Origin of the sequence: Nocardioides sp. URHA0020 (assembly GCF_000620705.1) — a bacterium.
GTDB lineage: Bacteria > Actinomycetota > Actinomycetes > Propionibacteriales > Nocardioidaceae > Nocardioides.
The window spans coordinates 786,172-808,757 of record NZ_KK211166.1 but is presented as its reverse complement, the minus strand read 5'-3'; the positions used below and the strand labels follow the sequence as shown (position 1 = coordinate 808,757).

Here is a 22,586-nt window from a genome sequence, read left to right as displayed (position 1 = left end):
TGACTACGAGGTGGACTACGTGCGGCGCGTGGTTCGTTGACCACTGGGAGTGGCTGAGCATCGAAGGACCAACCCACAGCCAGAGGAGCAACTCATGCGCAACTCTCGATCTCGCCTCGCGGCGCTCACGGCGACCGCCTCGGCGGCGGTGCTCGCCGGCGTCCTCATCGCCACTGGCGCCGGTTCCACAGCTCAGGCTGCCCCGGAGCGTTCGGCGCCGAAGACCACGACCGTCGTGAAGAGCAAGACGGTCGACAAGCTTGCCGCGAAGCCCACGATCGTGCTCGTGCACGGCGCCTTCGCCGACTCCAGCGGCTGGAACGACGTCATCGCCCGGCTCACGAAGCAGGGCTTCCCGGTGCTGGCGTTCTCCAACCCGCTGCGCGGCCCGGTCTCGGACGGTGAGTACCTGCGCCAGTTCCTGTCCACGATCCCCGGCAACATCGTTCTCGTCGGGCACTCCTACGGCGGCGCCGTCATCACCAACGCTGCCGCCGGCAACCCGAACGTGAAGGCGCTCGTCTACGTCGCCGCGTACGCACCCGAGGAGGGTGAGAGCGTCGCTGCCGCCAACGAGCTGGGCGGTGGGCACACCGACGTCACCAAGCACCTCGTCATCCGCCCCTTCCCCGGAGCGGCCGAAGGTGACGCCGACGCGTTCATCGACCCCAAGTGGTTCCACCAGCTGTTCGCCCAGGACCTGAAGCGCTCCGTCACGGCCCCGATGGCCGTTTCTCAGCGTCCCGGTGCCCTGGCCGCGCTCGGGTTGCCGTCCGGTCCGGCGGCGTGGAAGACCATCAAGAGCTGGTTCCTGGTCGCGAAGCAGGACCGGATCATCCCGCCGCAGGCCGAGCGTGCGATGGCCAAGAGGGCGGGCGCGAAGACCGTCGTCATCAACAGCTCGCACGTCGCGATGATGAGCCACCCGAAGGTGGTCACCAACCTGATCCGGCAGGCCGCCACCCGCTGACAGCCCCGTCGTCCGCTGCAAGTCCATACCGGGAACGCTACGAAGTTGGGAGCGTTCCCGGTATCGGACGACTGACTGATACGACCTACGTCAACGCTCCGTCACAACGTCGCGCAACTGAGCCCGCGACGTCACCCCAAGCTTGGGAAACGCCTTGTACAGGTGCGACGACACGGTCCGCGGAGACAGGTACATGGCGGCCGCGATCTCCGGGTTCGTCAACCCGTTGGCTGCAAGACGAACCACCTGACGCTCCTGCCCGGTCAGTTGAGCCCACGCGGACGCCGCAGGCTCAGTCGTGGCCACCCCGGCCGCGCGAAGCTCAGATCGAGCCGTCTCGGCGCAGACCTGGGTGCCGAGCCGCTCGAAGACCTCGAGCGCGGACTGAAGTTGGGCCCGGGCCTCACCCTGCCGGTGCCGACGACGCAGCCATCCGCCGTACTCCAGCTGCGCGTTGGCCAGCTGGAAGGGCCACCGTGCCGCCTCCGGGTCGGTCGCGGCCTGACGGTGCAAAGGCTCAGCATCCTCACCCGCCATCAGTGCGCGAGCTCGCGCCAGCTCAAGTTGATGACGCTTCCCGCTCTCGGCCAACCGTTCAGTAGCCAACGCAAGCGCTGGGCCGACATCGGCGCCGGCGCCGGCGCGGACCGCGGACGCTACGTAGTGACCGAGCTCGCGGTACGAGACATGGGTGTGCCGTGGCTCGCCGTCTTCACGGAAGAGCCAACGCATCTGGTCCCAAGCACCGGCCGCGTCATCCTCCGCGAGCCTCACCCACGACATGGTGACGCGCACGTTCGCTTCGAGCGAGAGTGAGTCTCCTGGCCTTAGATTCAGCAGCACCTGGTCGCACAAGGCTCGGGCCGTGGCTACGTCGCCTCGGATGCCCGCCACACGCCCTCGTACTTCGCGTGCGTCGTTCGATGCGTATGCGTCGCCGCGGGCCTCAGCGATGTCGAGGACTAGGCGCCCGGTGTCGTCAGCGGCGTCGTAGTCGCTGACGGCGAACTGAACGAGGGCCAGGGCGAGCAGCGTCTGCGTCATCGCCCCGGGTGCATCTGCCCGCCGCATGAACTCAACGGAACGTTGCAACCTGGTTAACGCGATCTCCGGCTCGTCCAGGAGCCATGCCGCGGCTCCGAGGAGCATCTCGTGGCTCGCCGCAAAGGCGTGCGGGGAGTCGGGCACCGGAGCTTCACGGATCAGTTCGAGCACGTCGGAGGGTCGCTCCAGAGGTGAGATCTGGACTCGGACCCACGCTCGGGCGGCCGGGATCATGTCCGTGTGCGGTGACGGCTCCACGTGGGCGCCTTCGTACCGTTCGAGCCAGTCGGCGACCACCTGAACATCGCCGCCTCCGCGGTACACCAGCACCGCCAGGGTCGTCAGCGACGCCCACCCCAGAGCTGGGTCCACGTCGACTAGCTGCTCCAGCACGTCGACCAGGGCAACTCGAGCCAAACTCTGGTTGCCGGTCTGGGCCAGGGCGTACGCCATCAGGTGGCTCGCCCCTAGCTGCACGACCGGGTTGTCGCTCCGGTCGCGCAACTGCGCACAGGCCTGCACAGTCCAGTCGAAGTTTCCGGCGCCTACGTTCATGACGGCCGCCTGCAGCATCCGCTCTTCACTGTCCGCGCGTGCTGGGCTCAGCTCGGCGGCGCGGGTCAGCAGACGCGCTGCCTCCAGGATGGCGCTGCGGTGGTGCGCTTGCGCCGCCATCTGTGCGAGCGCCGACGCGACCTCCTCGTCCGGCACAACGGCTGCCTCGGCACGGTGCCAGATCTGCCGGGCGGGGTCCTCGACGTACGCCCTGGCCAACAGCGCGTGCGCCTGCGTCCGTTCAGCGGTCGTGGATGCCGAGTACGCGGCAGAGCGGGCCAAGGGGTGACGGAACCGGACGGAGCCGCCGGCAACGGCGACGAAGCGCGTCTCCTCCGCGGGTGCCAGGTCGTTTACGAGCTCCGCGGGTTCGACTACCCGTCCCATAGCGGCCAGGTCACCGTTGCAAGCCGCCGCGAGCAGCAACACCCGGCGAGTCCCCGACCGCAGCGCAGACACCTCCTGGATGAACGCTGCCTCCACACTGGAGGGAACGCGCCTCGTATCAGACCCGACCGTCGCCGACCGCGCGAGTTCCAGAAGCGCTAGGGGGTTTCCCTCCGCACGTTCCAGTACCGAGGGCAGCAGTACTGCACCCAGTTCCAGTCCGGCCTGGCGCAGCAACAGCTTGGCCTGGTGGTCACCCAATGGGGAAAGAGAGACCCGCGGTAAGCCTGCGAGCGAGGCTGGCGCAACGTCGACTCGGGTGGACGCCAGCAGGCTGACGCGGGAGCCAGCCAGCCGACGGGCGACGAAGCTCAGGACGGACAGAGAGCTGGGGTCGCACCAATGAGCGTCGTCAACGAGCAACAGCACAGGGCCCTGTTCGCTGAGGCTCTCGACCCAGTCCAGAACTTCGAGTCGCAGGCGCAGCGGGTCCGAAGGCGGCTGATCGTCGACCCCTCTGATCACCCGCTCTAGGGCCGCCTCGGCGCCGGGCGCAGAGCTCAACAGTTCCATCAGAGCACCAAATGCCAAGTGCTCGTCGCTGGTGTGACAGGTCAGCGACAGCACCTGCCATCCATCTGCGCGCGCGTTCCGTGCGACAACGCTCAGGAGGGAGGTCTTACCCGCTCCCGGGATGCCGTCGACCACAGCAGCGCGTCCACCCTGGTCCAGCATGTCCTGCAAGGACGACACGGCTAGGTTGCGGCCAATGAGACCGTCGCGCTCGCCCGACCACCCCTCAGACCTGCGCGCTCCCATGGACCGAGGCTAGGGCAGATCGCTGAGTCCCACGGAGCAGTACCTCGATCTTGCCGCGTTCCAGCCGAAGATCGTGGTGGTCAACGTTCGGGCCGCCACGATCACCCCGGACAAGCCGCGAGGCGCCCAGGAGTTCTGTGACGCCTCGGAGCGCAGTGGCCTTTCCTTTCCCACCCGGGCCGGACCGTGGAGAAGGACCTGGACATCGAGGAGTACACGGACCCTGCCGACGACCCGATGGTCCCGCACACCTTGGTACTCAAGCCCGGGCTCGTCATCCACTCCGTCTACAACGGTTACTGGTTTTGGGGACGCCCCTCAGCGACCGACCTCTGGCACGACCTGCGTGAGGTCACACGCGAGATCCGGCCGGACTGGGACCTCAGCACACCCGGCCTTCGGGAGCGTTGGGAGGCCGGCGACCGGGCGCCGTTCTACGGATGGAACAAACGCCCCGCTGTCAGTGAGGGGTGACAACGCACCCAACCTTGTCGGTTTGAGGTCAGATTCCAGTACGACATCTGAGCGACTGTCGTGAGTCCAGCTGACGATCGTGGATGTCGGCACCCGCCGGCTCTGGATCGTGTCTCGCAACTTCGCCGGGTCGGGTCCGCGTACCCTCCCCGGGATCAGCGAGCGTGCTCTTCAGGGAACCTCGGAGCCACGCGGCCGCGGACCGGACGCTTGGCGGTGACCCGTCGACACCGGTGTCGGGATCCTGGGTTCGGGCGGCCGTCCGCAGACCCAGGACTCAGCGGTATACGTCGTTATACTTCCGGCGAGGTATAACAACCCTGACGACCTGGGCCGCCTATCGGCCGTAGCGTGCGCGCTGCCGTTCCTGACGCAGTCGTCGGAGCCGGTTCACGGTGACGGGGTCCGCCGCAAGCGCCGCCGGGTTGTCCATGAGCGCGGTCAGAACCTGGTAGTAGCGGGTCATTGACCAGCCGAACTTGTCGTACACGACGGCCTCCTTCCGCGCTGGATGCTTCCACCAGGACTTCTCGAGTTCGAGCACGGCAGTTTCGGTGTCGGTGAGCTCGACGGCCGTCGCGTCGTCCTGGTCTCCGACGTCGGCGGAGGCGCCAGGCGTTGTCGGTTCGTCCATGCGCCGCATCGTGCTCTCCGCTTTTCGGCCGGCAGTCCCCCCGCGCGGCGGCTGTCGGCTGCCCTCACTAGCGTCCGGTGCAGACCTGCCGAACTTCTGCGTGACCTCGGACGGGCGGTGCGGCCGCTGCGCGGCGTGCAGGAGTTGCAACCGGCCCTGAACACGGACGCCGCCGACCCCGTCGGTCAGAGTCGACACCGCGAGCTCGAGGAGCGCGAACGACGAAACTGACGTCCAGTGGGTCGGTGGCGTTACCACGGTCCGGACGGGGTATGGGTTCTGACACATCGCGACCCAGGACACGAGGAGGACGACATGCCCGCAGGAGACATCGAGACGTTCCACGTCGACGGCGCCTGGCACAACCGGGCCGAGGCCGGCGAGACGTACCCGGACAGGTTCGAGAAGAAGGCAGATGCGGTGGACGCGGGCCGCGACCTTGCACGTGCGGCGAAGGTTGAGCACATCATCCGAAACCTCGACGGGACCATCGGCGAACGGAACTCGTATGGCCACGACCCGCGCAACATCCCCGGCTGACGCTCCGAGTGCCACCGCCGACCTGGACCTGGACCATCTGGGCCGCACGATGGGTGTGGTGCTGCGCCGGGCTCGGCGGCGTGGGCCGCAGGTGCGGGACCAGTGACGTTGTCGTTTGGCAGGGGTGTGCCTGGCCCGGTCAGTCGTGCTGACATTGCTGACCGCCCCGTGAGGTGCGGCGACGCGTGCCGCACGTGGTAGCACTGCCGGTCGAGCCGATGCTCGCGGCGCCGGCCGAGGTCTTTCCGGCCGGAAGGGCGCTCCGTGGTGCGTGGTTCGAGCCGAAGTGGGACGGCTACCGCGCGATGGTCTCCACGACCGCGACAGGTGTCGGCGGTGACGGCGGCCGGGTCGACGGGCGAGGGGGCGATCGAGGGGGCGGGGTGGTCGCGCAGGTGTGGTCCCGGCGTGGGCACGACATCAGCCGCGCGTTTCCCGAGGTCGCCGAGGCGGCCGCGGAACTGCTTCCGGCCGGGTGCGTCATCGACGGGGAGCTCCTCATCTGGGGCGAGGGCCGCCTCGACTTCGGGGCGCTGCAGCGCCGGCTCGCTGCGGGGAAGAACGCCGCCGGGTTAGCCAGGTCGCATCCGGCGAACTTCATGGCTTTCGACCTGCTCACCAGTCCGGACGCTGACCTGCGCTCAGAGCCACTCGGGACCCGCCGTGCGGCTCTGGAGGACGTCCTTCGCGGCGCGGGGCCGCAGTTTCAGGTGACCCCGTACACGACCGACGCGGACCAGGCGCGTGCGTGGATGGAGCAGTACGAGCAGGCTCGTGTCGGTATCGAGGGGCTCGTCATCAAGAACATCAACGGCGTGTACGAGCCGGGGCGGCGCGGCTGGGCCAAACTACGGTTCCGCGACACCTTCGAGGTGGTCGTCGGTGCCGTCACCGGCACCCTGGCCGCACCGGACCGGCTCGTCGTCGGATACGTCGACCAGGTCGGCGACCTCGTCCTCGCCGGGACGACCGGTCCGCTGTCACGGCGCCAGGCTGACGACGTCCGCCCGCTTCTGTCGGCGGTGGACGGTGGACATCCGTGGGCCGACGAGTTCGTGCCCGGTCGCCCCGGGCGCTGGGGCCGCACCCCTAAGGACGTGACGTTGGTCGAGCCGACCGGTGTGGTCGAGATAGCCGCTGACTCGGCGGTCGAGCAAGGAAAGTGGCGGCACATCACGAAGTTCGTACGCGCACGTCCGGACCTGACCCCAGACGAGGTCGCCCCACCAGGGTGACCCCGTAGAGCGACTCGGTCATCAGGACGCCTTGCGGGTAGAGCTGCTGCTCCGCCGACTCGTCGTCGACTTCTTGGCCGCCCTCTTCTTGGCCGCCGTCTTCTTGGCCGCCGCCTTCTTCGCCGCCGTCTTCTTCGCCGCCGTCTTCTTTGCCGGGGCCTTCTTGGCATCGGTGTTCTTCGTCGCTGTCTTCTTCGTGGCCCTCTTCTTGCTCGTCTTCTTCGCGGGCCGGGTCTTGGTACCGGAGTCCTGGTCGGGCTTTCGGGTCTCGAGCTTCGCGAGGTTCCGGGTGTTGCCTGGCTTGTGGCCCTTCGACGCGTCGACGGAGGCCTGCAGGGCTGCGAGCAGGTCGACGACCTTGCCAGAGGCCTCCTCGTCACGTTCCGCGGTGACGACCACGCGGTCCTTCTTCTTCGCATCGATCAGCTTCTCGACGCGTTCGGTGTAGGTGTCCTGGTAGTTCTTCGGGTTCCACTTGGTCGTCAGGGCCGTGACCAGGTTGACCGCCATGTCGAGGTCCTTCTTCTCGACCTTCGTGCGCTGCGGCAGTCCGTCGAGCTCCTTGGCGGGGTCACGGACCTCGTCGGCGAAGTGCATCGTCTCCAGGACAAGGACCTTCTCGTCGCTGCTGGGCCGGATGGCGGCCAGGTACTGCTTGCCCCGCATCACGAACGTCGCGACCCCGATGCGGTCCGCCTTCGCCATCGCCTTCACCAACAGCGCGTACGGCTTCTTCGCCGAGTCGTCCGACGGAGCGAGGTAGTACGACTTCTGGTAGTAGATGGGGTCGATCTCGGAGGCTTCGACGAAGTCGGAGATGTCGATGCTGCGGCTGCGGCCGGGTTCGATCGACTCGAGCTCTTCCTGGGTGAGCATCACGTACTCGCCGTCGCCGATGTCGGCGCCCTTGACGATGTCGTCGTAGGAGACCTCGTCACCGGTGTCCTCATTGACCCGCTCGTTGCGGATACGCGAGGCCGTCCCCTTCTCGAACTGGTGGAAGTGGACGTTGTGGTCGCGGGTCGCCGAGAACAGGCCCACAGGCACGTTGACCAGTCCGAACGACACCGACCCGGTCCAAATTGCTCGCGCCATCTCTCCTCCTCGTCGTTGCCTTCCGCGTACCCGCGGGCCGCGATGTCCACACCGCTCCGGGGACCGTGTGGGCGTCCTGCCGGCGACGGCTGAAGTTGGCGAGACCGGGATGTGGCGTCGCGGTTGCGGAGGCGGTGCTCAGGAGGTTGGAGTTTCTGTGTTCTGTCGAGGCGTCGAGAGCTCCTCTGGACGGGCATGATCTCGCTGAGAAGTGGTTCACCGCCCGGGGCCGGCAGCCGATGCGCGACGCGGACTGGGCACGCAAGGAAGCCGAGGTTCTCGCTGCGAAGGAGTGGCGTCGCGAGCACACAGCAACGCAACGCGACCTGGTCGAGGCGGTGTCCGCTGTTCTATTCCGGGCGGACCCGGTCGGTATCAACTTCGGTTCAACACGGACGAGTACGACGCCGAGGCGGAGACCATCGTCATCGGTCTGCCGGGTGTGAGCGGGCCGGCTGAGGGGGCGGCGTTGACGCACGAGATGTTCGTTGCGTGGTTCGTCCCGGAGACCGCGGGCCCGGTCGAGGGGTACGTCGATGTTGCGGCCGAGATCTGGAACGTTCACCGGCAGTTCCAGTCCCGTACCTGACCGCGGCTCGGGAAGTTGTTGGCTCGAGGTGTGGCGTTTGTGCGGCGGTGGCGACCCCGGAACGGCCCTTTCGGGACCGTTAGTCGCCGGACACGGATTCGTCGATGAGCTTGGTGACTCGTTCGCCGGGGAGTGTCACGGTGGCTTCGGCGAGCGTGTCTGTCACCGTGTCGACGAAGTGCTGACAGCGGCGCAGCAGCGCCCGGACCTGGGAGAGTTCGACGTGTTCGGGAGCGTGCTTGATGAGTCCGCACATCTGCTCGAGGTCGGTCCACAGTTGGCTCATCGGTTTCATCTTCCGTAGTGCGGCTGGCGGCCAGGCGTTCTGGTGTTCGATAGTCGCACCGGGCACCGACACAGGCCGCGGCCCCAGATCTCGCTCGAGTGCCGCTCGGTCAGTCGCACGAGGTAGCCAGCGGATGGCGGTGCCGGCGTCGGTCAGGTGCACGAGGCTGCGTTCGATGGTCAACGAGTCTCGCGGCGACGGCTCCGGCATCGGCATCGACGTTCAGGTCGGATACGGGTACGAATGCGTTTCCGGGTTCTCAGTGGCCACGGGTGCGCCCGCTTCCCGACGTCGCACACCGGCTTGGTCGAGGGCTCGGCGCACAGCTGTCTGCGTCCGGTCGGTGAGCTCGGCGAGTTCCCGCAACGACAGCCCGTCCAGGTAGCCGGCCGTCACGAACGCTATGAGCTCGGCACGTTGCTGCGGAGTCGGGCGAGAGCTCGCCGTTCCCGCGAACTGCGGCAACGGGTCCTTCGTCGGCCTGGACGGGTAGGGCACGAACACGCACTTACCCCGAGGGGTCTTCCCTATGCCTGGGTCGGATCGGGATTGTCGAGCTGGCCGGTGAAGTCCCAGATGAGGTGGGTCATGTCGTTCGCGAACGTGAGCAGGCAGTCCGCTTGGTGCACTGGGGTGGACGCGTCACGGAACTGCTCCCAGGACTCGATCAGTCCAGGCAACCGTTCCAGGATGTGCGCTTTCGCGATGAGCTCCCTGGCGGCCGGGTCGATTTCGGGGGTGCCGTAGCCGGTCTCGGAGGAGATGACCCATGTGCCGTCGGCTGCGACCAGCGCGGTCCCCATGGGTGCTGTGTTCGGGTCGAACCCAGGCGGGCTGTCGGGGATGACCTTCTGCCAACGCCACGGCCCGGGAGGCGCCGGCGGTGTCGGGTCGTGGCTGTGCGGTCGAGCGGACCCCGATGGGTCGTTGTCGTCGTTCATGGCGCTCACTGTGCCGAGAAACACCGACAGCCGGACGTGTGTGCGCTGCCGTGTGGACCTCTTTTCGATCGACTTCAAGGTCGGTTGGCTTGTGCGTAGAGCCACATTTTGCGGCGAAGCTCAGGGTCGGGCCAGTTCGGCAGCAAGCTGTGTTCTCATGAGTAGAAGTCCCTAGGAACACATCGAAGGTCAACGGCTACGGACGGAAGGACAGGGAGACGGACAATGGCAGGCATGGCGAAGCCCTCTGACCGACAGCTTCAGCAAGCGCTCGAAGTCGTCCGCTCATACGACCAGACCGATCAGGCCCAAGTTGATCAATGGATCGATGCGGCGGCGGCGGGCGAGGCCGCGGGTCTCGACCCCATGCGGGACATCGCGCGGACCACCTGAGCGCACGACTTTTACTCATCCACCACACCTTGCTGCCGAACTCAGGGTCGGGTGAGGTGTTCGTAGAGCGCTCGTTCGCAGATCAGGATGTGTGGGGCGGGTCCGTCGGTTCCTCGTCCGGTGCCGCGGACGCTGATGGCGACGAGGTCGACGCCGGCGTCGAGGAGCTTGGCGAGTCGTTTCGCGCGTGCTGCGGGCACGTACCCGGCCTTGTTGCGGCCGGTGTCCGCGTAGATGGCAATGGCGTTGGGGTCGTGGGGGTTGTCGGGTTCGCGGACGAGCCGCACGGGTGTTCCGGGCGTGAACTTTCCGGCTTTGACGGCGCCCGGGTGGTACCCGGTGCCACGTACTGTGAAGGAGTCCAGGCCAGCTCGGTGGGCGCTGCGGCTCTTCGGGTTGACCCATCCGGCAGGGGTGACGACGAGGAGGCGGTCGCGGACACGTTCGAGGCGGGCGTTGAGGAGTCCGTCGGGGCCTGGTCGCAGTGCGTCAGCTTCAGCTTCGGGGGTGAGGTACTCGGCGCGGGCGACCATGCCGACTTCTTGTGCGCGGGCGATCTTGTCGGCGGGTGTGCGTGCGGCTCGGGCGGCTTTCCCTCTTGCGGATGCTGCTTTGTGGGCTGCGTCGTGGAAGCCCTCGGCGCGTGCGGTTTCGTCGGCGGTGGGACCCGGCTGCACGGGTTTCGTAGACCGGTCAGCGGTGTTCTGCCTGGGCGCCGTGGGCGGGTGTTCCCGTTCGAGGTCAGCGAGCAAGCGGGCCGCTTCGGCGTCGATCTGCGCAACGACGTCGGTTGTGAGGGCTGCAAGGAGCGCGGCCTGGTCGTCGGCTGCCGGCGGGGGCGACCCCGTCGCTGGGGGCGGAGTCGGGGTCCGTTCGGGTTCGACGCGCTGGCGTCGACGGAACCATCGCACCCGGGTGCCTACGCCGGGGCTTGTGCCGGTTGGGGCGTCGTCTCGCCGGCGTGAGACTCGGTGGCGGTGTTCTGGGACTGGTGGAACTCCAACGCTTCGGGTTCTTCGTTGAATGACAGGAGGTCGCCGGCGAGCTCGGCGAGCAGGTCGCGAGCTTCGGTGGGGGTGGCGTAGAAGAACTCGCGGCGCAGGTTCACCCGGTTCACGCGGCGTTGCGCGAGCTGCTGGTGCATCTGGGTCTCTATGCCGACGGCGTCTTCGGCGAAGAACAGGGCGTGGACGTCGAACCCGAACGGCACTGATGCGTCGCCGAGCTCCTTGATGCGGTCCATCGGTTCGAGCCGGCGTGTCATCCCGACCTTGATCATTCGCTGCCCGAACGCCCCGAGGTTGGAGATGACGTACACGTACCCGGCGCGCTGGTTCGCGGCCCGATAGTCGACATCAGCGATGCCGCGGTCCACTTCGGCGAGCTGGTCACGGAGCCGAGCGAGCGCCTCAGCGTCGGCGTCCGCGGACGCTTCGAGAGCAGCGAGCGCGTTGCGGTAGTGCTGACGTTCCTTCTCGAGCCGTTGACGTTCGCGTTCAATCTCCGCCTGGACGCGTTTCTCTTCGCGGAGCCGTTCGCGTTCGGCGCGTTCGGCTTCCTTCTCCCTAGCGAGCATCTCCTGGTAGTCCGCGGCGAGCTCGAGCTCGACGATGCGCAGCCGGTGGTAGGCCGGGGAGACCCGGATCGACATCGACTTTCCGAGCCGCTCGATCGTGAACGCGACCTTCTCGAGGCGTTCTTTCGCGGTGTCGAGCTTGTACGGCTTCATGCCGCGGACGAGGTTGTCCGCTTCGGCGTTGTAGGCGCGCAACATGAGCTTGGAGATGTCGGAGACCATCTTCTTGCCCTCGGCGGCGGACCCGTTTACCTGCCAGGTCGAGCTGGCTTCGATGGCACCGCCGGACGCGGTTGCCATCTTCTTGTACTGCTTCGAGATGTCCGCAAGCCGGTCCTTGTACGCGAGCGAGTCGGCGAGCGGGTGGCGGTACTCGTACAGGCCGACCTCTTGGAGGATTTCCTGCTCCTGGGTTGCAACCACTCGGGTGCGGAGTCCGGCCAGCTGCGCTTCGAGGTCAGCACGTTCCCGGGCGTACTGCTCCCGTGTAGCGGCGAGGTCGGCGGTGACGCGGGCGCGTTCGGCTTCCATGTCGGCGATGTCGAGGGCTCCGAGGCGGGCGAGCTCCCCGCGAAGTCGTTCCAGTTCGTCTGCCTGGTCGCGTGCAACCTGGCGGGCACCGAAGAGCGGCACTTTCTTCTTCGTACCCGCGGGTTCCGCTGGCTGGGTGGGTTGCGCCCCCGGCTGCTGGGCGGACGGTTGCGCGGTGTCGCCAGGCGACGCTGCTGTGGTGGAGTCGTGGACGTGCTCGGTCCAGGTGTTGCCGTCCCACCAGCGCAGCTGTCCTTGCTTCTGGTTGTCGGGGTACCAGCCCGCAGGTGTGCTCACGTCGCCCTCTTCTCTCCGACGCCCAGCCCGATACCGGGTTCAGGTCAGCTCGCCGACCGTAAATGGACTGGACCCGACCGCCACCTTGGCACGACGGCGCACTGAGTGTCAGTAAACGAGGTCAGCCACCGTGTAGACCTCTATCCGTACCGCTCGTCGCTCAATGTCCGCGGGCCGAGGTGCTTCAGAAGCCTTGCTGTTTAGCTGCGCGGACAAGCTGCGCGACCCGAGCCTTCGACAGCCCCGTCGCTATGGCGACCGTCTGGTACGACCGCGACGTCCGGTACAGCTGCGCGATGGCTCTCAACCGTGGCTCCGCGACCGCCTCCAACGCGTCGTCGAGCGCCATGAACGCCTCTGTCACCGCACGCACCGCCTCCGCCGGGTCCTCGATCGCGGCCAGGCGCGCTGCCTCCGCGGCGATCGCCGCCTCCAACGGAGGTGAAAGCTGACGGCCGGGTTCGTAGCCGGCGCGGCGTTGACGGGGAGGCACTCGCATACCCGATCGCGTGTAGACGTCTACACGATCAGAGGCGCGCCGTACCGGGCAGAGGTCTGTACGCAACCAGGTGGCAGCAGGCGTAAGACTCACATCGAGTATCGGCTTCTCGAGCCAGTCTCAGCCCGTGCCTGGGCGGACCCGCAGTTCGGTGTACCGGAGCAGTAGCCGCTTCTGGCCGACATCGTCACCGAACTCCACCGTCACGATCTGCTTGGCCGGCTCCGCGCCCTCAACTGCTACGACCTGGCCTTCGCCGAACGTCCCGTGAACCACGAGGTCGCCGACGGCGACCTCAGGCAGGGGTTCAGGGCCGGATGCGGTGGGTGCGGCGGGTACGGCCCGGGCAGTCTCACCGGCGGACGGTGTGCTGCTCGCTTCGACGGGAGGCGACGACGGGACCTTCACAAGGTCGGGAGCCTCAGTGCCGACTTGCTCGGTCTGTGACTCAAACACCTCGATCAGGTACACCACCGACGGTAGAACCACGCCGACCGTCAGACGCGCCAGCGCAGCATCGACAACGGGCGTCCCTGACCTCCCATGTCCGGTTCCGCGGGCATTGCGGAGCTCGCCGGCGCCATTGAGGACGCTGCTGACCCCTCCGAGCATCCGCTGCGCGGCGCGCACCTCTACGGGGTCGTCACCGACTAGTAGGGCCGGGTCGAGACCGAGGTGCGCGAGCGTGCGGCTCACCAATTTCGGCAGGTTCTCGTGCCCCTGAGCGGCTTCTCCCGTCAGCCCCAGGATCGTCTTACACACCGACTCGATGAGCTCCTTCGCCTGACCGACCGCCGCTTCTGGGTCGTCAGTGAAGTCGCGGCGGATCCGTTCGACCTGGCGCCGCATCTCACCCACTTCGAGCCTGGCAGCCATGGCCTCCGCGGCCGACAGCACCGTCCCGTCCGGCATCGTCGCGTCACCCTGCACGATCTCGGCTGCCTCGCAGAAGACCCGGTCGAACAGTTGCGGGTTCTCTTGCACCAACCAGGTGGGTAGGTCGAGGAAGTCCGACACGGTCTGAAGGTTGGGGAACGCCTCTCGAAGCGATGGTTCTGGAGGCGTAGGCCACCGGGGGACCGGGGGCGCAGGTGGTTCCCCGAGGATCGCCGGCACGATGCCGAGGACGCACCCGTCATAGTCGGGGTCACCGAACCTGAGCGACCTCAGTAGGCGTGGGTGGTTGTTGATGACCTCGGTGGTGCCGGTCAGCATCCCCAGTTCGAGCCACTTCCCCTCATCCACCATTTGGGCCTGAAGAGCCTTGCCGACGGCCAGTTTGACCAGGTTCTTTGCCGCGTCTGCTCGCCATTCCACGCTCACAGTCGTGAACCGTACGCGCAGATGTGGAGGTTCGGCGTCAGTTCAGGTCGGCTGCCCCGCGCCCTGACGGGAGGACAGGTCGCGGTCCTAGCGTGCGCGTCAGGGTCAGGTCACTTTCACGTCGTAGATGTCCTTGCCAGGCTTCTTCCGGGGCGGGCTGATGACACCGGCTTGCCGCAGCGTTGTCAGCAGGGCGGTGTGAATCTCGTCCTTGGCGACGTGGAACTTCGCCCCAGAGGAGGCGACCTTGGCGTACTGACCGCCGAGGACGGTGAACACATCAACGATCTGGGCAGCGCTCGGAATCGGTACGGCGGCAGCAAGGAGGCCAAGGACCTGGTCCGGTGGGACAGCCTGAAAGGCCGCGATGCGTCTGACGGTCTCCGGGCGAAGTGCGATGCCGTGCTCGCCTGCGTACTGCGCCACGGCCCTCAGGGCGGGCACATCAGACTCCGGCACGAACGCCTCAGCGTTGGAGACGATCTGGTCGCCAAGCTTCTCCCGGCTGGTGGGGTCGGCAAGGACCTTGTCGACCATGCCGAGTACCAGGTCTGGGCTGAGGAACGTCTCAATGCCTGTCGACACCTTGATGGCGGGCTTGATGGCGTCCCATCCGGCGCTGTGGAAGTGCTCGAACGAGGCCGGACTGTCGGCGACCAAGTTCGCGGTCAGCATGCGGGCGAACAGGTCACTGGGTTCGACGACGATGTCCGTGGCCGCCAGCGGGAAGTCGGCGCTGAGGGTCGACGCGAGGTCGACGCGAGCCTTGGTCGAGGAGAACGTGGCCGCGTTGAGGATGGCGACCGCGGCAGCATTCGAGTCGAACTCGTCGCCGCTTCCATCGTTGACGTCGCTGATGGCCCCGGCGGCTTCTAGGAGCGCCGCGAGGGCTGGGTGGATGTCGCCGCCGGCAAGTTCGCGGTACCGCTCGACGTTGGGCAGAGTGGCGTCGAAGAGCCCTGCAGTCGCGAGTGCTCCCCAGGTGGGCTTCGGCACGGTCCGCAATTGACTGATCCGTGCCTGCTCGGCGGCGCCGCCGACCAGATCGAGGAGGTAGTCCTCGAGCTGAGTCTCGCTCCACCGCTCGACCGCGTCGGTCAAGACCTTGACCAGCGTCTCCGGTCGTCGGACCGTGTACTTGGTCTCCGAGTCGCCCTTTACTGCGGCCAGGTACTCGCTTGGGTTGGCCAGGCAGTAGGAGTAGACAATTTCGTCGGACACGACCCGGTCGAGTGGGACCTCACCATCGACACCGAGCGCGATGCGCAGGTTCGTACCCGTCAGCAGGTACCGATCGCGCTCGATGACGAGGTCGCACAGGCCGTCGTCGATGCCGGACAGGTCGGGGAGGCGAACGCCGGTGTCTTCCAACATAGTCACGACCGCGCCGATGGACTTCTCGAGCAGCGGCTCGGTGAAGGCAGTCATCTTGGCGTAGTTCGCGGTGATGAAGTCACCGACCACAGGTGGAAGGTCGTAAGCAACACCGGGGTGCGCGGCAGCGAGTGCAGCCCCGACTAGGTCGGGCCGTGCGTCGTCAGGCACGTCGGTGTCCGTGGTGAGGTACTCGAACACGGCCCGCCAGGGCTGTGCGGTCAGTCGGGCCGCCAGGGCCTCGCGACGGGCTCCCGAGGTGAAGTAGGCGGTGAGGAACGTGCGTGCGTCGTCGTCGTGGTCGGTGACGAGCCGTTTGACCACGCCGGTCGCGCCGGGGTGGTCGGTGACTAGGAGGTAGTTGACGAGGTCGATGTTGTACGCGGCGACGGTGGTCGTGAACTCCTCGCCGGCCTCTTCGGTCTCGGTGAGGAGGTTCTCGACCGCGCCGGGGCGTCGGAGGTTGTAGTCAATGTTCATCGTGTTCGTCTGGACGTGGTGAACCATGAAGTTCGCGACGTCGGTGCCGGAGAAGTGTCCGTAGAACTGCGCGGCGTACAGGGAGAAGTTCCGGTCAAGGTAGCCGCGCAGTACGAGGTCGCGCGCCAGCTGCGACTTCATCGTCCCCCTCACGAGCTGCGCGAACGTCTGGTCGGCGTACGTCACCTCGGCTGGGGCCTTGGCCTTCGACCCCATGGGGGGCAGCAGGGGCATCGGGGCGTTGAGCTTGTAGGCCGGCAACGCGGCGAGCTGCTTGAAGTCGGCGCTACGCAGAGCCCCAATGTCGACCCCGAGCTGGGCCAACTCGACACGGGTCGAGCGCTCGTCGAGCGCACTCCACTGGTTCGCGTCCAAACCCTCGGGGACTATGACCTCTAGGTCGGCGCGAGCCCAGGACACCACGTTCATCGTCTGGCTGCGCTGAGAGTTCGGCGACACCGAGACCGAAATTGCCCCCGCCTCAGCGACTGCGGCCCAGAACTTGTAGCTGGTCGCGTCTTCGAGCGAATAGGTTGCCGACCCGACCGTGAGCAGGACGTAGGTCCAGTTGGAGTATTGCGAGGCACGATGTTCGGCCTGGACGTACCGAGTGAGTCTGTCCCCGATCCGCTTCGCCACGTCCTCCCTCGTACGGCGAAGAACCCGTCCTCCCTTCAGGTCTCGCACCAGCTTCTCGTTCGCGGCGACCGAATTGCGGACCAACTGCTGGTGGAAGTCGTAGAGCCGGTCCAGGTCACTGTCGCGACGCGAGATGTTCTCGAAGTCCTCGAGATGGAAGTTCTTGTACGCCACCAGCGCGAACAGTTTGCTCGGCTCCAACCCCGGTGCGGTCTCCTTCGACTCCAAGAGCCGCTCGGCGAACACCAGGTACTCGTTGCACATGTTGCGCAGCAGCCGCATGTCCGTCGAGTTCTGAGAAACCAGCCCGACCAGAGGACGGTCGATGCCGGTGATGCCGGACTCGGCGAGCAGGTCCGAGAGCAGTTCGCGGGCGTTGCGGTGGGAGATGAACGGAACGATGGGGATGACGATGTCGAAGAACTTCGTACGGTTGGCCCGCAGCGTCTCCGCCGCCGCGGCCTCGCCGGCCGCGGCAAGGTTCTTCGTGTCCGCGCCGAGTTTCTCGAACATGCTGTCCTTCACGGCGTACACGAACCGCAACGGCACACCGAGCCCCAGCAGCCGCCTCGACCACTTCGCGGACAGCTTGTTCGTCAGCCGGCCGGGCAGGTCCCCGGGCAGCTTCTTCAACACCCAGTGGAGCGCCCGGCCGGGCACGTTTCCACGGCGTCGCGCCCGCCGACGGGGTGTGTCGTTGAGCAAGATGTTGAGCTCGCGAACGGCCTCGAAGATGCCGGGGTCCTCGAACCTGTCCAGGTCCTCAAAGATCACGATGTCCTTCGACTCCCGGTCGAAGTAGTGAACGATCTCGTCGAGGTACTTGTCGAAGAACGTCGATGACGACTCCTTCGAGGTCAACGTCACCGTTGCGCCGCCGGCCCCCACGTCCGAGATGAACCACCCGTACGTCAGCACCCTGACGACCGCGACCACAGCTACCCCCACGGCAGCAGCGACACACCACGCGGTCGCCCGCTTCCACGTCTCAGCGCCCGCGTTCGGCCATTCGAGCTCCGGCAACCACCCGAAGATGACGAGCACCAGACCAACGGCGCCGACGACCGCGACCGCCTCGGCCAACACTCGCCGCTTCGACAAGACGGCGATACGACTGAAGCGCGAGTTCTTGCCGACCTTGCGAGAAGCACCGTAGAGGAGCTGCTTGACGACCTCCTTCTGGATGCGGTTGGTAGTCGACTCGCCCTGCTCACCCGGAGCCAGCGTCGAGATCGCCAGCCGCTGGGTCGCGTCGCGGTGGTTCTCCTCGAACTTGTCGAGCACGCTCGACTTTCCGGCGCCGTACCGGCCCGTGAGCGCGATGTTGTGGTTGCGAGGGTCCTTCAACGCCTCCTCGAGACGACGCAGGTACGTCTCGTGACGCTCCGCCTCGTACTCAGGCGTCAGGGAACGCAGCGGGACGCCGGCAGACCGGCCCTTCTCGCCGTCAGCATCGCCCTCCTCAACATGTTCGACGGAGAGGCCCGCAGGAGCGGCGACGCGCGCGCCTGAGTCTGACCTCTGATCCGACCGCGCGGCATTCTCGGAAGTGTCGGCAGGTTCATGTTCCTGCTCAGAGCCGTTGGTCACTGTGTCCCCTTCAAGCGCGCGTTCGTTTGCGAGCCGCACCGTGCCTCGCGTAAGCCGCCGGGCAGTGACCGCGAGGCCTCGACTCGCATAGACGCGGCGGCGACAGAGTAGTGGCGACCGCCGACGCCCACCCGCCCTTTCAAGGAGGCGATACCGATCGCGCAAGGCGCCCCGCATTTGAGCAGAGGTCTAAACGGCCTGTGTGCGAGCCGGGCTCCCACGCCGGCTTGGCCCACCGTGTTGGGAACGTACGACGCGTCTAGGGTCTGCGGGTGACCAACGATCCGCTAGCGAAACTCGACCGCGTCCTCATCGAGGTCATCGACGCCTCCGTACACCTCGAAATGCGTCTCGCCTCCGACCCGAACCGGGTCGCTACACGCGGCACACGCGGCTTCCCGGACCTCCTCGAAGGCGAAGCCAAGGAACTGCGGAACGCGACAGGCTCCGATGCGCCACGACCGCAGATGTCGAGCGAGGACATCGACATCGTGCAGGACGCGATCGAGGCTTGGAGCGAAGCGCGCGACTATGCATCCGCGTTGAACGTCCCCGACGGCCACACCGAAATAACCCTGGCCCAGGAAAACCAACTCCTCGACCGGCCCCGAGCCACCGCAAGAGCCGTCCAAGACATTGTCTTCCGCGCCTGACCCGGACCCGACCCGCGGGCCCCGGTCGGGCGCCGCCCCTCACCCAGACCGCACCACGACCGGTCCGACACTGCGTACATGCCCGCCCCCGCACACCGCCCGACCCACGGCCTGGCGCCCCACCCGGCCTCAACGCTCGAATCGTCGCAGCGCGACCAGCTGACAGGGGTACTCGCGGACGGCGGCACTGTCCTGGTCATCGGCGCCAACCTGGACTTCCGGGTCGGCCTCGCCGGAGAGCTCGCCAACCTCGCCGGCGGCGCCCTCGTGCTCCCGGCCCACCGTGCGAACCAGACCCTGACGGCGGCCGCCTCCACACTGCCGACCGTCATCATCGGGCTCCCCACGTTGCAGAAATCCCTCGACCTATTCGCAGAAGTCGCTGAGCAACACCACACCACCGGCGCAGCAGTCGACCTAGTCGTCACCGGCGCCTGGCACCACAACCGCACACATCCCAGCCATCCACGCCAGCTGGTCGTGACCGTTGAGCATGTTGCGGAACGAGTCGACTGACAACAGGTCGCAGTCGAGCTGACCCACCTGGCACACCACTGTGTCGTCCACGTACAGAGGACTACATACACGTGCGGGGACCTGTGGAGAACGAACGGCCGCGCCCAGGCACCTATGCCAGCCTTGCCCTCATGGCAGCTGACCCGTCCGACGAGCTCGAGTTCGTCTGGTACGACATCGACCTCGAACAGATCGAGCCGTACGACATCTGGAAGCCCGCCACCCTCAAGTGGGCAAAGAAGGTGAACTGGGCACGCGTCAACGACCTCGTTCGCAACAACGTCGCCGACTTCCCCGCACGCAACCTCGACCAGGCGCTGACCAGCGCCGAACGCGTCCGCCTGAACAAGAAAGACACCGCCGGCCTCTACACGCTCTACGCCGAACCGATCTTCGCCACACCCCACCAGATCACCAACGGCGGACACCGCCTCACCGCCATGCGCACACAAGGACTCCGCTGGGCACTAGGGACGTGCCTACGCGACGACATCGGCGAAAGCGTCGACGAACTCCACGCCTACCTCCCCGAACCGGACTGACCCGCCGCGCCATTGAGCGCGCTAGGGAACGCCGGGACGCCGACGCCACCCCGCCCTCGGGGTGCAGCTGCTCATCGTTGTCTGACACTCACGTTTCGAGTGCCTCGACGTCGAGGTGTTCAGTGAGGAGTCGTTCGGCAACCGTGCCGCCACAGCCAAGCTCCGTCCGCACGCGATGCGACGACGCACCCTCGTGGAGCCGAGCGCTTAGGTACTCGGCTAGTCCCTGAAAGCCGAGAGCTCGCGCCCGCTCGTTCCACCTGAGCCGCGCATCCGTAGACCGTCGGTCACGGTCAGCTCGCAACGCCGGCGACGCCCCGTCACGAGACGCCGACCCAGGCCCTGCGCACGGCGCACGGCGCGCACCCTTCGGCTGGTCGGCCGCTCCCAGGTACTCGCGTCGACCGCGTCGCAGCCAGAGCCGGCCGTGTGAAAGTCGGACACCCCCAGCCCGACCCCCCTGCATTGTTCTCTCTGCGGCGTCGTTGCCCACGTTGAGCGCCCTACCGTCCATCCTCCGCACCATCCTCAAGATCGAAAGGTTGTTCGATTAAGTAACCACGCGGTCCACCATCACGCCAGATCGGCCGCCTAGTGTCCGGCTGCAGCGCCGTAGTGCCGGACAAGCGGTCTGGACAGCCGCGTGCCGGCATTCGTCAGCCGACCGCTGCCTGCCAGGACATCGCTTCAGTTCGGTTTCTGGGGGGCTTCCGAGAGTGGGTATAGATCTCTACACTCGCCGCGTGACCGACCGAGATTCCGCGGCAGTCGACCTAGCCGGCGAGGCGCAACCGAACCAGCAAGATGCTGGCGCGAGCGAAACCCAAGCGCCGGAGCAAGAGGCCGGCGCAGCGCACGACGGCAACGGCTGCACCGTCCGTGTCCTCACGGCGCTGGAGGAAGGAGTGCTCGTATTCGAACGCAGCTGGTGGAAGTACCCCGGTGCCAAAGAGACGGCGATTCGTGACCAGTTCGATCTGTCACCAACCGGCTACTACCAGGTCCTCAACGCACTGATCGACAGACCCGAGGCCGCAGCATTCGACGCCCTAACCGTCCACCGCCTCCAGCGGCTACGGCGAGCGCGACGCGACGCGACGCGACGCGAACAACGCTCACCACGGCGTACCCGCGGCCGCGCCGAGGGCCTCCAAGACTGAGCAGACACATGCAAGGCGACGTCGGCCACCTCGACGGCGGCAGCGAATCGCACCGCGCCGCTGAGCGCCCAGTGACTCAGTCGCGGACGGCACACGAGATCAGTCCGCGACCGCCCATCAGGCGGCCTCCGCCGCGCGACTACGTCGCCGACCCTGACCTTTTCGGACAGGTCGCCACATCGGCTGTGCCGTACCAACACACGGCAACGAGGCCGACCTGGCAGTTGCGCGAGCGCAGCACGAGGTTGCGTGGCTCATCCGCGACCGCTGCGGCCGGGGAGCCGCCACGGACGTGGCCCGCCGTGCCGGCCTCAGCAGGCGAACCATGTCCGACTACGCACTAGGAAAGTCCTGGATGAGCCGCACCGCATTCGCAGCCGCCGTAACCGAGCTCCTTGCCAAACTCGCTCAGCAACGGTGACGCGCCCAGCGCGGACCCCGACCCGTGCGCCGGTGCCGGCGCCGACTCCGTACGGATCTTGCGGGGCCCGATCGACCGAGTTCGAGCGCCCGAGCCCCGACCGGCGGGCTCGGCCGCCCGCACCCCACGGATCGTCGCCCGCTGCACCCGGTGACGCGCTGGCGTGAACCTGGCAAGAGCGACCGCCAAAGGCGTAGCGGCCGCCGGTCCGGGCTACCCGGTGGCAGGCTCGATACCGACTTCGTAGCCGACAGTCGTGAACCACTCGTCGGTCGCCAGGGCCTCGTACATCACGCCACGCCTGTCGTTGGGGTCGGCCGCCAAGGCGTCGTCGCTCAACTCCCGCAGATGAGCCGCCACGGGCTGGGGCTTGCCGCCCGGGAACCTCTCGGCGAGGTTTCGACACGTTCCGGAGAGTTCGCGCGCCGCGACCACCTGGAAGAGGACGCCGAGATCGAGTCGCGTGAACTGGTGGATGATGCGTGCGCGAGTCAGGTCATCGAGGCTCGAGTCCGGGTCCGCGTGGAACGACACGGCCGCCACCGGGCCAGGATGCACCGCTGCTCGAAGCCACCTGGCACTGGGTGGGACCGAGGCCGGCATCGCGTACGGGTGCAGCATCTGGTGCTCAGCCGCGTAGTCGAAGGCGTCGAGCAAGTGTTTGTTACATCGGTCGCACGCGGGCACCAGGTTCCACAGGTCGATCGCGAGACCGGGCACCACCGTGATCGGAATGAAGTGGTCCAACGTGTTGGCTACCCCGTACTGGCAGTAGCTGCACAGGCTGTGCAGCGCGTTGCTCATGACGTGGTCGTACAGGTGCCTGGCCTTGCTGTTCTGGCGGGACAACTGCCCCTTGTACAGCGCCTTCAACTCGTCGTCGCTGAGACCGGCGACCTTGTACTGCGCCGACGTCACCCCGTGCAGGGCCTGAGTGTGGATGGCCGTTTGGAGCGTCACGCTGTTCGCCTGAAACTGATCGACGCTTTTGGTGGCGCGCGCTCGAAGATCCTTGTCACGCAC

General features: G+C 66.9%; 21 protein-coding genes. 9 read left to right on the top strand and 12 right to left on the bottom strand.

Translation table 11 applies throughout. From position 1 onward, the window contains the following. Window positions 1-94: 94 nt before the first annotated feature. Window positions 95-970, top strand: a complete 876-nt coding sequence (locus N542_RS0108425; RefSeq protein ID WP_036506725.1) for an alpha/beta fold hydrolase — start codon at window positions 95-97, stop codon at window positions 968-970. A 90-nt stretch (window positions 971-1,060) separates the two neighbouring features. Here N542_RS0108425 and N542_RS0108420 read toward each other — a convergent pair whose 3' ends face one another. Beyond that, window positions 1,061-3,775 (bottom strand): helix-turn-helix transcriptional regulator, encoded by a 2,715-nt coding sequence (locus tag N542_RS0108420; RefSeq protein ID WP_081795067.1) that lies wholly within the window; start codon window positions 3,773-3,775, stop codon window positions 1,061-1,063. Window positions 3,776-3,961: 186 nt separating this feature from the next. On the opposite strand from N542_RS0108420, the gene N542_RS23975 reads away from it, so the two are divergent. Next, window positions 3,962-4,249 carry a hypothetical protein gene (locus N542_RS23975; protein WP_051551508.1) on the top strand — a complete coding sequence of 96 codons (288 nt, stop codon included), beginning with the start codon at window positions 3,962-3,964 and terminating at the stop codon, window positions 4,247-4,249. Between the two features lie 337 nt (window positions 4,250-4,586). On the opposite strand, the gene N542_RS27460 is transcribed toward N542_RS23975, so the two are convergent. Next, window positions 4,587-4,883, bottom strand: coding sequence for a DUF3263 domain-containing protein (locus tag N542_RS27460; RefSeq protein ID WP_197025894.1), 297 nt, complete (start codon window positions 4,881-4,883; stop codon window positions 4,587-4,589). Between the two features lie 315 nt (window positions 4,884-5,198). Between N542_RS27460 and N542_RS0108405 the strand changes: the two genes are divergently transcribed. Then, window positions 5,199-5,423 carry a DUF2188 domain-containing protein gene (locus N542_RS0108405; RefSeq protein WP_028643548.1) on the top strand — a complete coding sequence of 75 codons (225 nt, stop codon included), beginning with the start codon at window positions 5,199-5,201 and terminating at the stop codon, window positions 5,421-5,423. Between the two features lie 185 nt (window positions 5,424-5,608). Next, entirely contained in the window at window positions 5,609-6,658 is a 1,050-nt protein-coding gene (locus N542_RS0108400; protein WP_155992898.1) for an ATP-dependent DNA ligase, read from the top strand. A gap of 21 nt (window positions 6,659-6,679) precedes the next feature. Here N542_RS0108400 and ku read toward each other — a convergent pair whose 3' ends face one another. The 4 genes from ku to N542_RS0108380 all read right to left on the bottom strand — a co-directional run bounded on the left by ku (window position 6,680) and on the right by N542_RS0108380 (window position 9,569). Beyond that, window positions 6,680-7,753 (bottom strand): non-homologous end joining protein Ku, encoded by a 1,074-nt coding sequence (gene ku, locus N542_RS0108395; RefSeq protein WP_028643546.1) that lies wholly within the window; start codon window positions 7,751-7,753, stop codon window positions 6,680-6,682. 668 nt (window positions 7,754-8,421) lie between these two features. Then, window positions 8,422-8,844, bottom strand: a complete 423-nt coding sequence (locus tag N542_RS27455; protein WP_155992897.1) for a hypothetical protein — start codon at window positions 8,842-8,844, stop codon at window positions 8,422-8,424. A 6-nt stretch (window positions 8,845-8,850) separates the two neighbouring features. Further along, window positions 8,851-9,126 (bottom strand): helix-turn-helix domain-containing protein, encoded by a 276-nt coding sequence (locus N542_RS28425; protein WP_081795096.1) that lies wholly within the window; start codon window positions 9,124-9,126, stop codon window positions 8,851-8,853. Window positions 9,127-9,155: 29 nt separating this feature from the next. Continuing rightward, window positions 9,156-9,569 carry a hypothetical protein gene (locus N542_RS0108380; protein WP_155992896.1) on the bottom strand — a complete coding sequence of 138 codons (414 nt, stop codon included), beginning with the start codon at window positions 9,567-9,569 and terminating at the stop codon, window positions 9,156-9,158. 234 nt (window positions 9,570-9,803) lie between these two features. On the opposite strand from N542_RS0108380, the gene N542_RS27450 reads away from it, so the two are divergent. After that, window positions 9,804-9,962 carry a hypothetical protein gene (locus N542_RS27450; RefSeq protein WP_155992895.1) on the top strand — a complete coding sequence of 53 codons (159 nt, stop codon included), beginning with the start codon at window positions 9,804-9,806 and terminating at the stop codon, window positions 9,960-9,962. A 41-nt stretch (window positions 9,963-10,003) separates the two neighbouring features. Here the strand turns inward: N542_RS27450 and N542_RS27820 are convergent, their stop codons facing one another. From N542_RS27820 to N542_RS0108350, 5 genes are all read right to left on the bottom strand, one after another. After that, the gene (locus tag N542_RS27820; protein WP_197025893.1) at window positions 10,004-10,873 is read right to left on the bottom strand and encodes an HIRAN domain-containing protein; all 870 of its coding nucleotides are present in this window, start codon (window positions 10,871-10,873) and stop codon (window positions 10,004-10,006) included. A gap of 8 nt (window positions 10,874-10,881) precedes the next feature. Further along, on the bottom strand, window positions 10,882-12,366 hold the full coding sequence (locus N542_RS23960) for a DUF4041 domain-containing protein (protein WP_051551503.1): 1,485 nt from the start codon (window positions 12,364-12,366) through the stop codon (window positions 10,882-10,884). Between the two features lie 184 nt (window positions 12,367-12,550). After that, window positions 12,551-12,802 carry a hypothetical protein gene (locus N542_RS0108360; protein WP_028643543.1) on the bottom strand — a complete coding sequence of 84 codons (252 nt, stop codon included), beginning with the start codon at window positions 12,800-12,802 and terminating at the stop codon, window positions 12,551-12,553. A gap of 183 nt (window positions 12,803-12,985) precedes the next feature. Continuing rightward, window positions 12,986-14,188 (bottom strand): abortive infection family protein, encoded by a 1,203-nt coding sequence (locus N542_RS26525; RefSeq protein WP_155992894.1) that lies wholly within the window; start codon window positions 14,186-14,188, stop codon window positions 12,986-12,988. A 105-nt stretch (window positions 14,189-14,293) separates the two neighbouring features. Beyond that, window positions 14,294-18,310: a YobI family P-loop NTPase gene (locus N542_RS0108350; RefSeq protein ID WP_155992893.1), complete on the bottom strand. Its 4,017-nt coding sequence runs from the start codon at window positions 18,308-18,310 to the stop codon at window positions 14,294-14,296. 233 nt (window positions 18,311-18,543) lie between these two features. Here N542_RS0108350 and N542_RS0108345 point away from each other — a divergent pair, with 233 nt between their 5' ends. From N542_RS0108345 to N542_RS28350, 4 genes are all read left to right on the top strand, one after another. Then, complete coding sequence (locus N542_RS0108345) at window positions 18,544-18,924, top strand: hypothetical protein (protein WP_028643540.1); 381 nt, start codon at window positions 18,544-18,546, stop codon at window positions 18,922-18,924. 78 nt (window positions 18,925-19,002) lie between these two features. Then, entirely contained in the window at window positions 19,003-19,440 is a 438-nt protein-coding gene (locus tag N542_RS0108340; protein WP_028643539.1) for a hypothetical protein, read from the top strand. Between the two features lie 131 nt (window positions 19,441-19,571). After that, on the top strand, window positions 19,572-19,982 hold the full coding sequence (locus N542_RS0108335; protein ID WP_028643538.1) for a hypothetical protein: 411 nt from the start codon (window positions 19,572-19,574) through the stop codon (window positions 19,980-19,982). 743 nt (window positions 19,983-20,725) lie between these two features. Beyond that, window positions 20,726-21,142 carry a DUF3263 domain-containing protein gene (locus tag N542_RS28350; RefSeq protein WP_081795066.1) on the top strand — a complete coding sequence of 139 codons (417 nt, stop codon included), beginning with the start codon at window positions 20,726-20,728 and terminating at the stop codon, window positions 21,140-21,142. Window positions 21,143-21,776: 634 nt separating this feature from the next. Here N542_RS28350 and N542_RS0108330 read toward each other — a convergent pair. Then, window positions 21,777-22,586 carry an HNH endonuclease signature motif containing protein gene (locus tag N542_RS0108330; RefSeq protein ID WP_197025892.1) on the bottom strand — a complete coding sequence of 270 codons (810 nt, stop codon included), beginning with the start codon at window positions 22,584-22,586 and terminating at the stop codon, window positions 21,777-21,779.

Bases quoted from the DNA above. Each gene is read 5' to 3' on its own strand.
- N542_RS0108425 (WP_036506725.1), top strand. From the start codon at position 95: ATGCGCAACTCTCGATCTCGCCTCGCGGCGCTCACGGCGACCGCCTCG.
- N542_RS0108420 (WP_081795067.1), bottom strand. From the start codon at position 3,775: ATGGGAGCGCGCAGGTCTGAGGGGTGGTCGGGCGAGCGCGACGGTCTC.
- N542_RS27460 (WP_197025894.1), bottom strand. From the start codon at position 4,883: ATGGACGAACCGACAACGCCTGGCGCCTCCGCCGACGTCGGAGACCAG.
- N542_RS0108405 (WP_028643548.1), top strand. From the start codon at position 5,199: ATGCCCGCAGGAGACATCGAGACGTTCCACGTCGACGGCGCCTGGCAC.
- ku (WP_028643546.1), bottom strand. From the start codon at position 7,753: ATGGCGCGAGCAATTTGGACCGGGTCGGTGTCGTTCGGACTGGTCAAC.
- N542_RS27455 (WP_155992897.1), bottom strand. From the start codon at position 8,844: ATGCCGATGCCGGAGCCGTCGCCGCGAGACTCGTTGACCATCGAACGC.
- N542_RS0108380 (WP_155992896.1), bottom strand. From the start codon at position 9,569: ATGAACGACGACAACGACCCATCGGGGTCCGCTCGACCGCACAGCCAC.
- N542_RS27450 (WP_155992895.1), top strand. From the start codon at position 9,804: ATGGCGAAGCCCTCTGACCGACAGCTTCAGCAAGCGCTCGAAGTCGTC.
- N542_RS0108340 (WP_028643539.1), top strand. From the start codon at position 19,003: ATGCCCGCCCCCGCACACCGCCCGACCCACGGCCTGGCGCCCCACCCG.
- N542_RS0108335 (WP_028643538.1), top strand. From the start codon at position 19,572: ATGGCAGCTGACCCGTCCGACGAGCTCGAGTTCGTCTGGTACGACATC.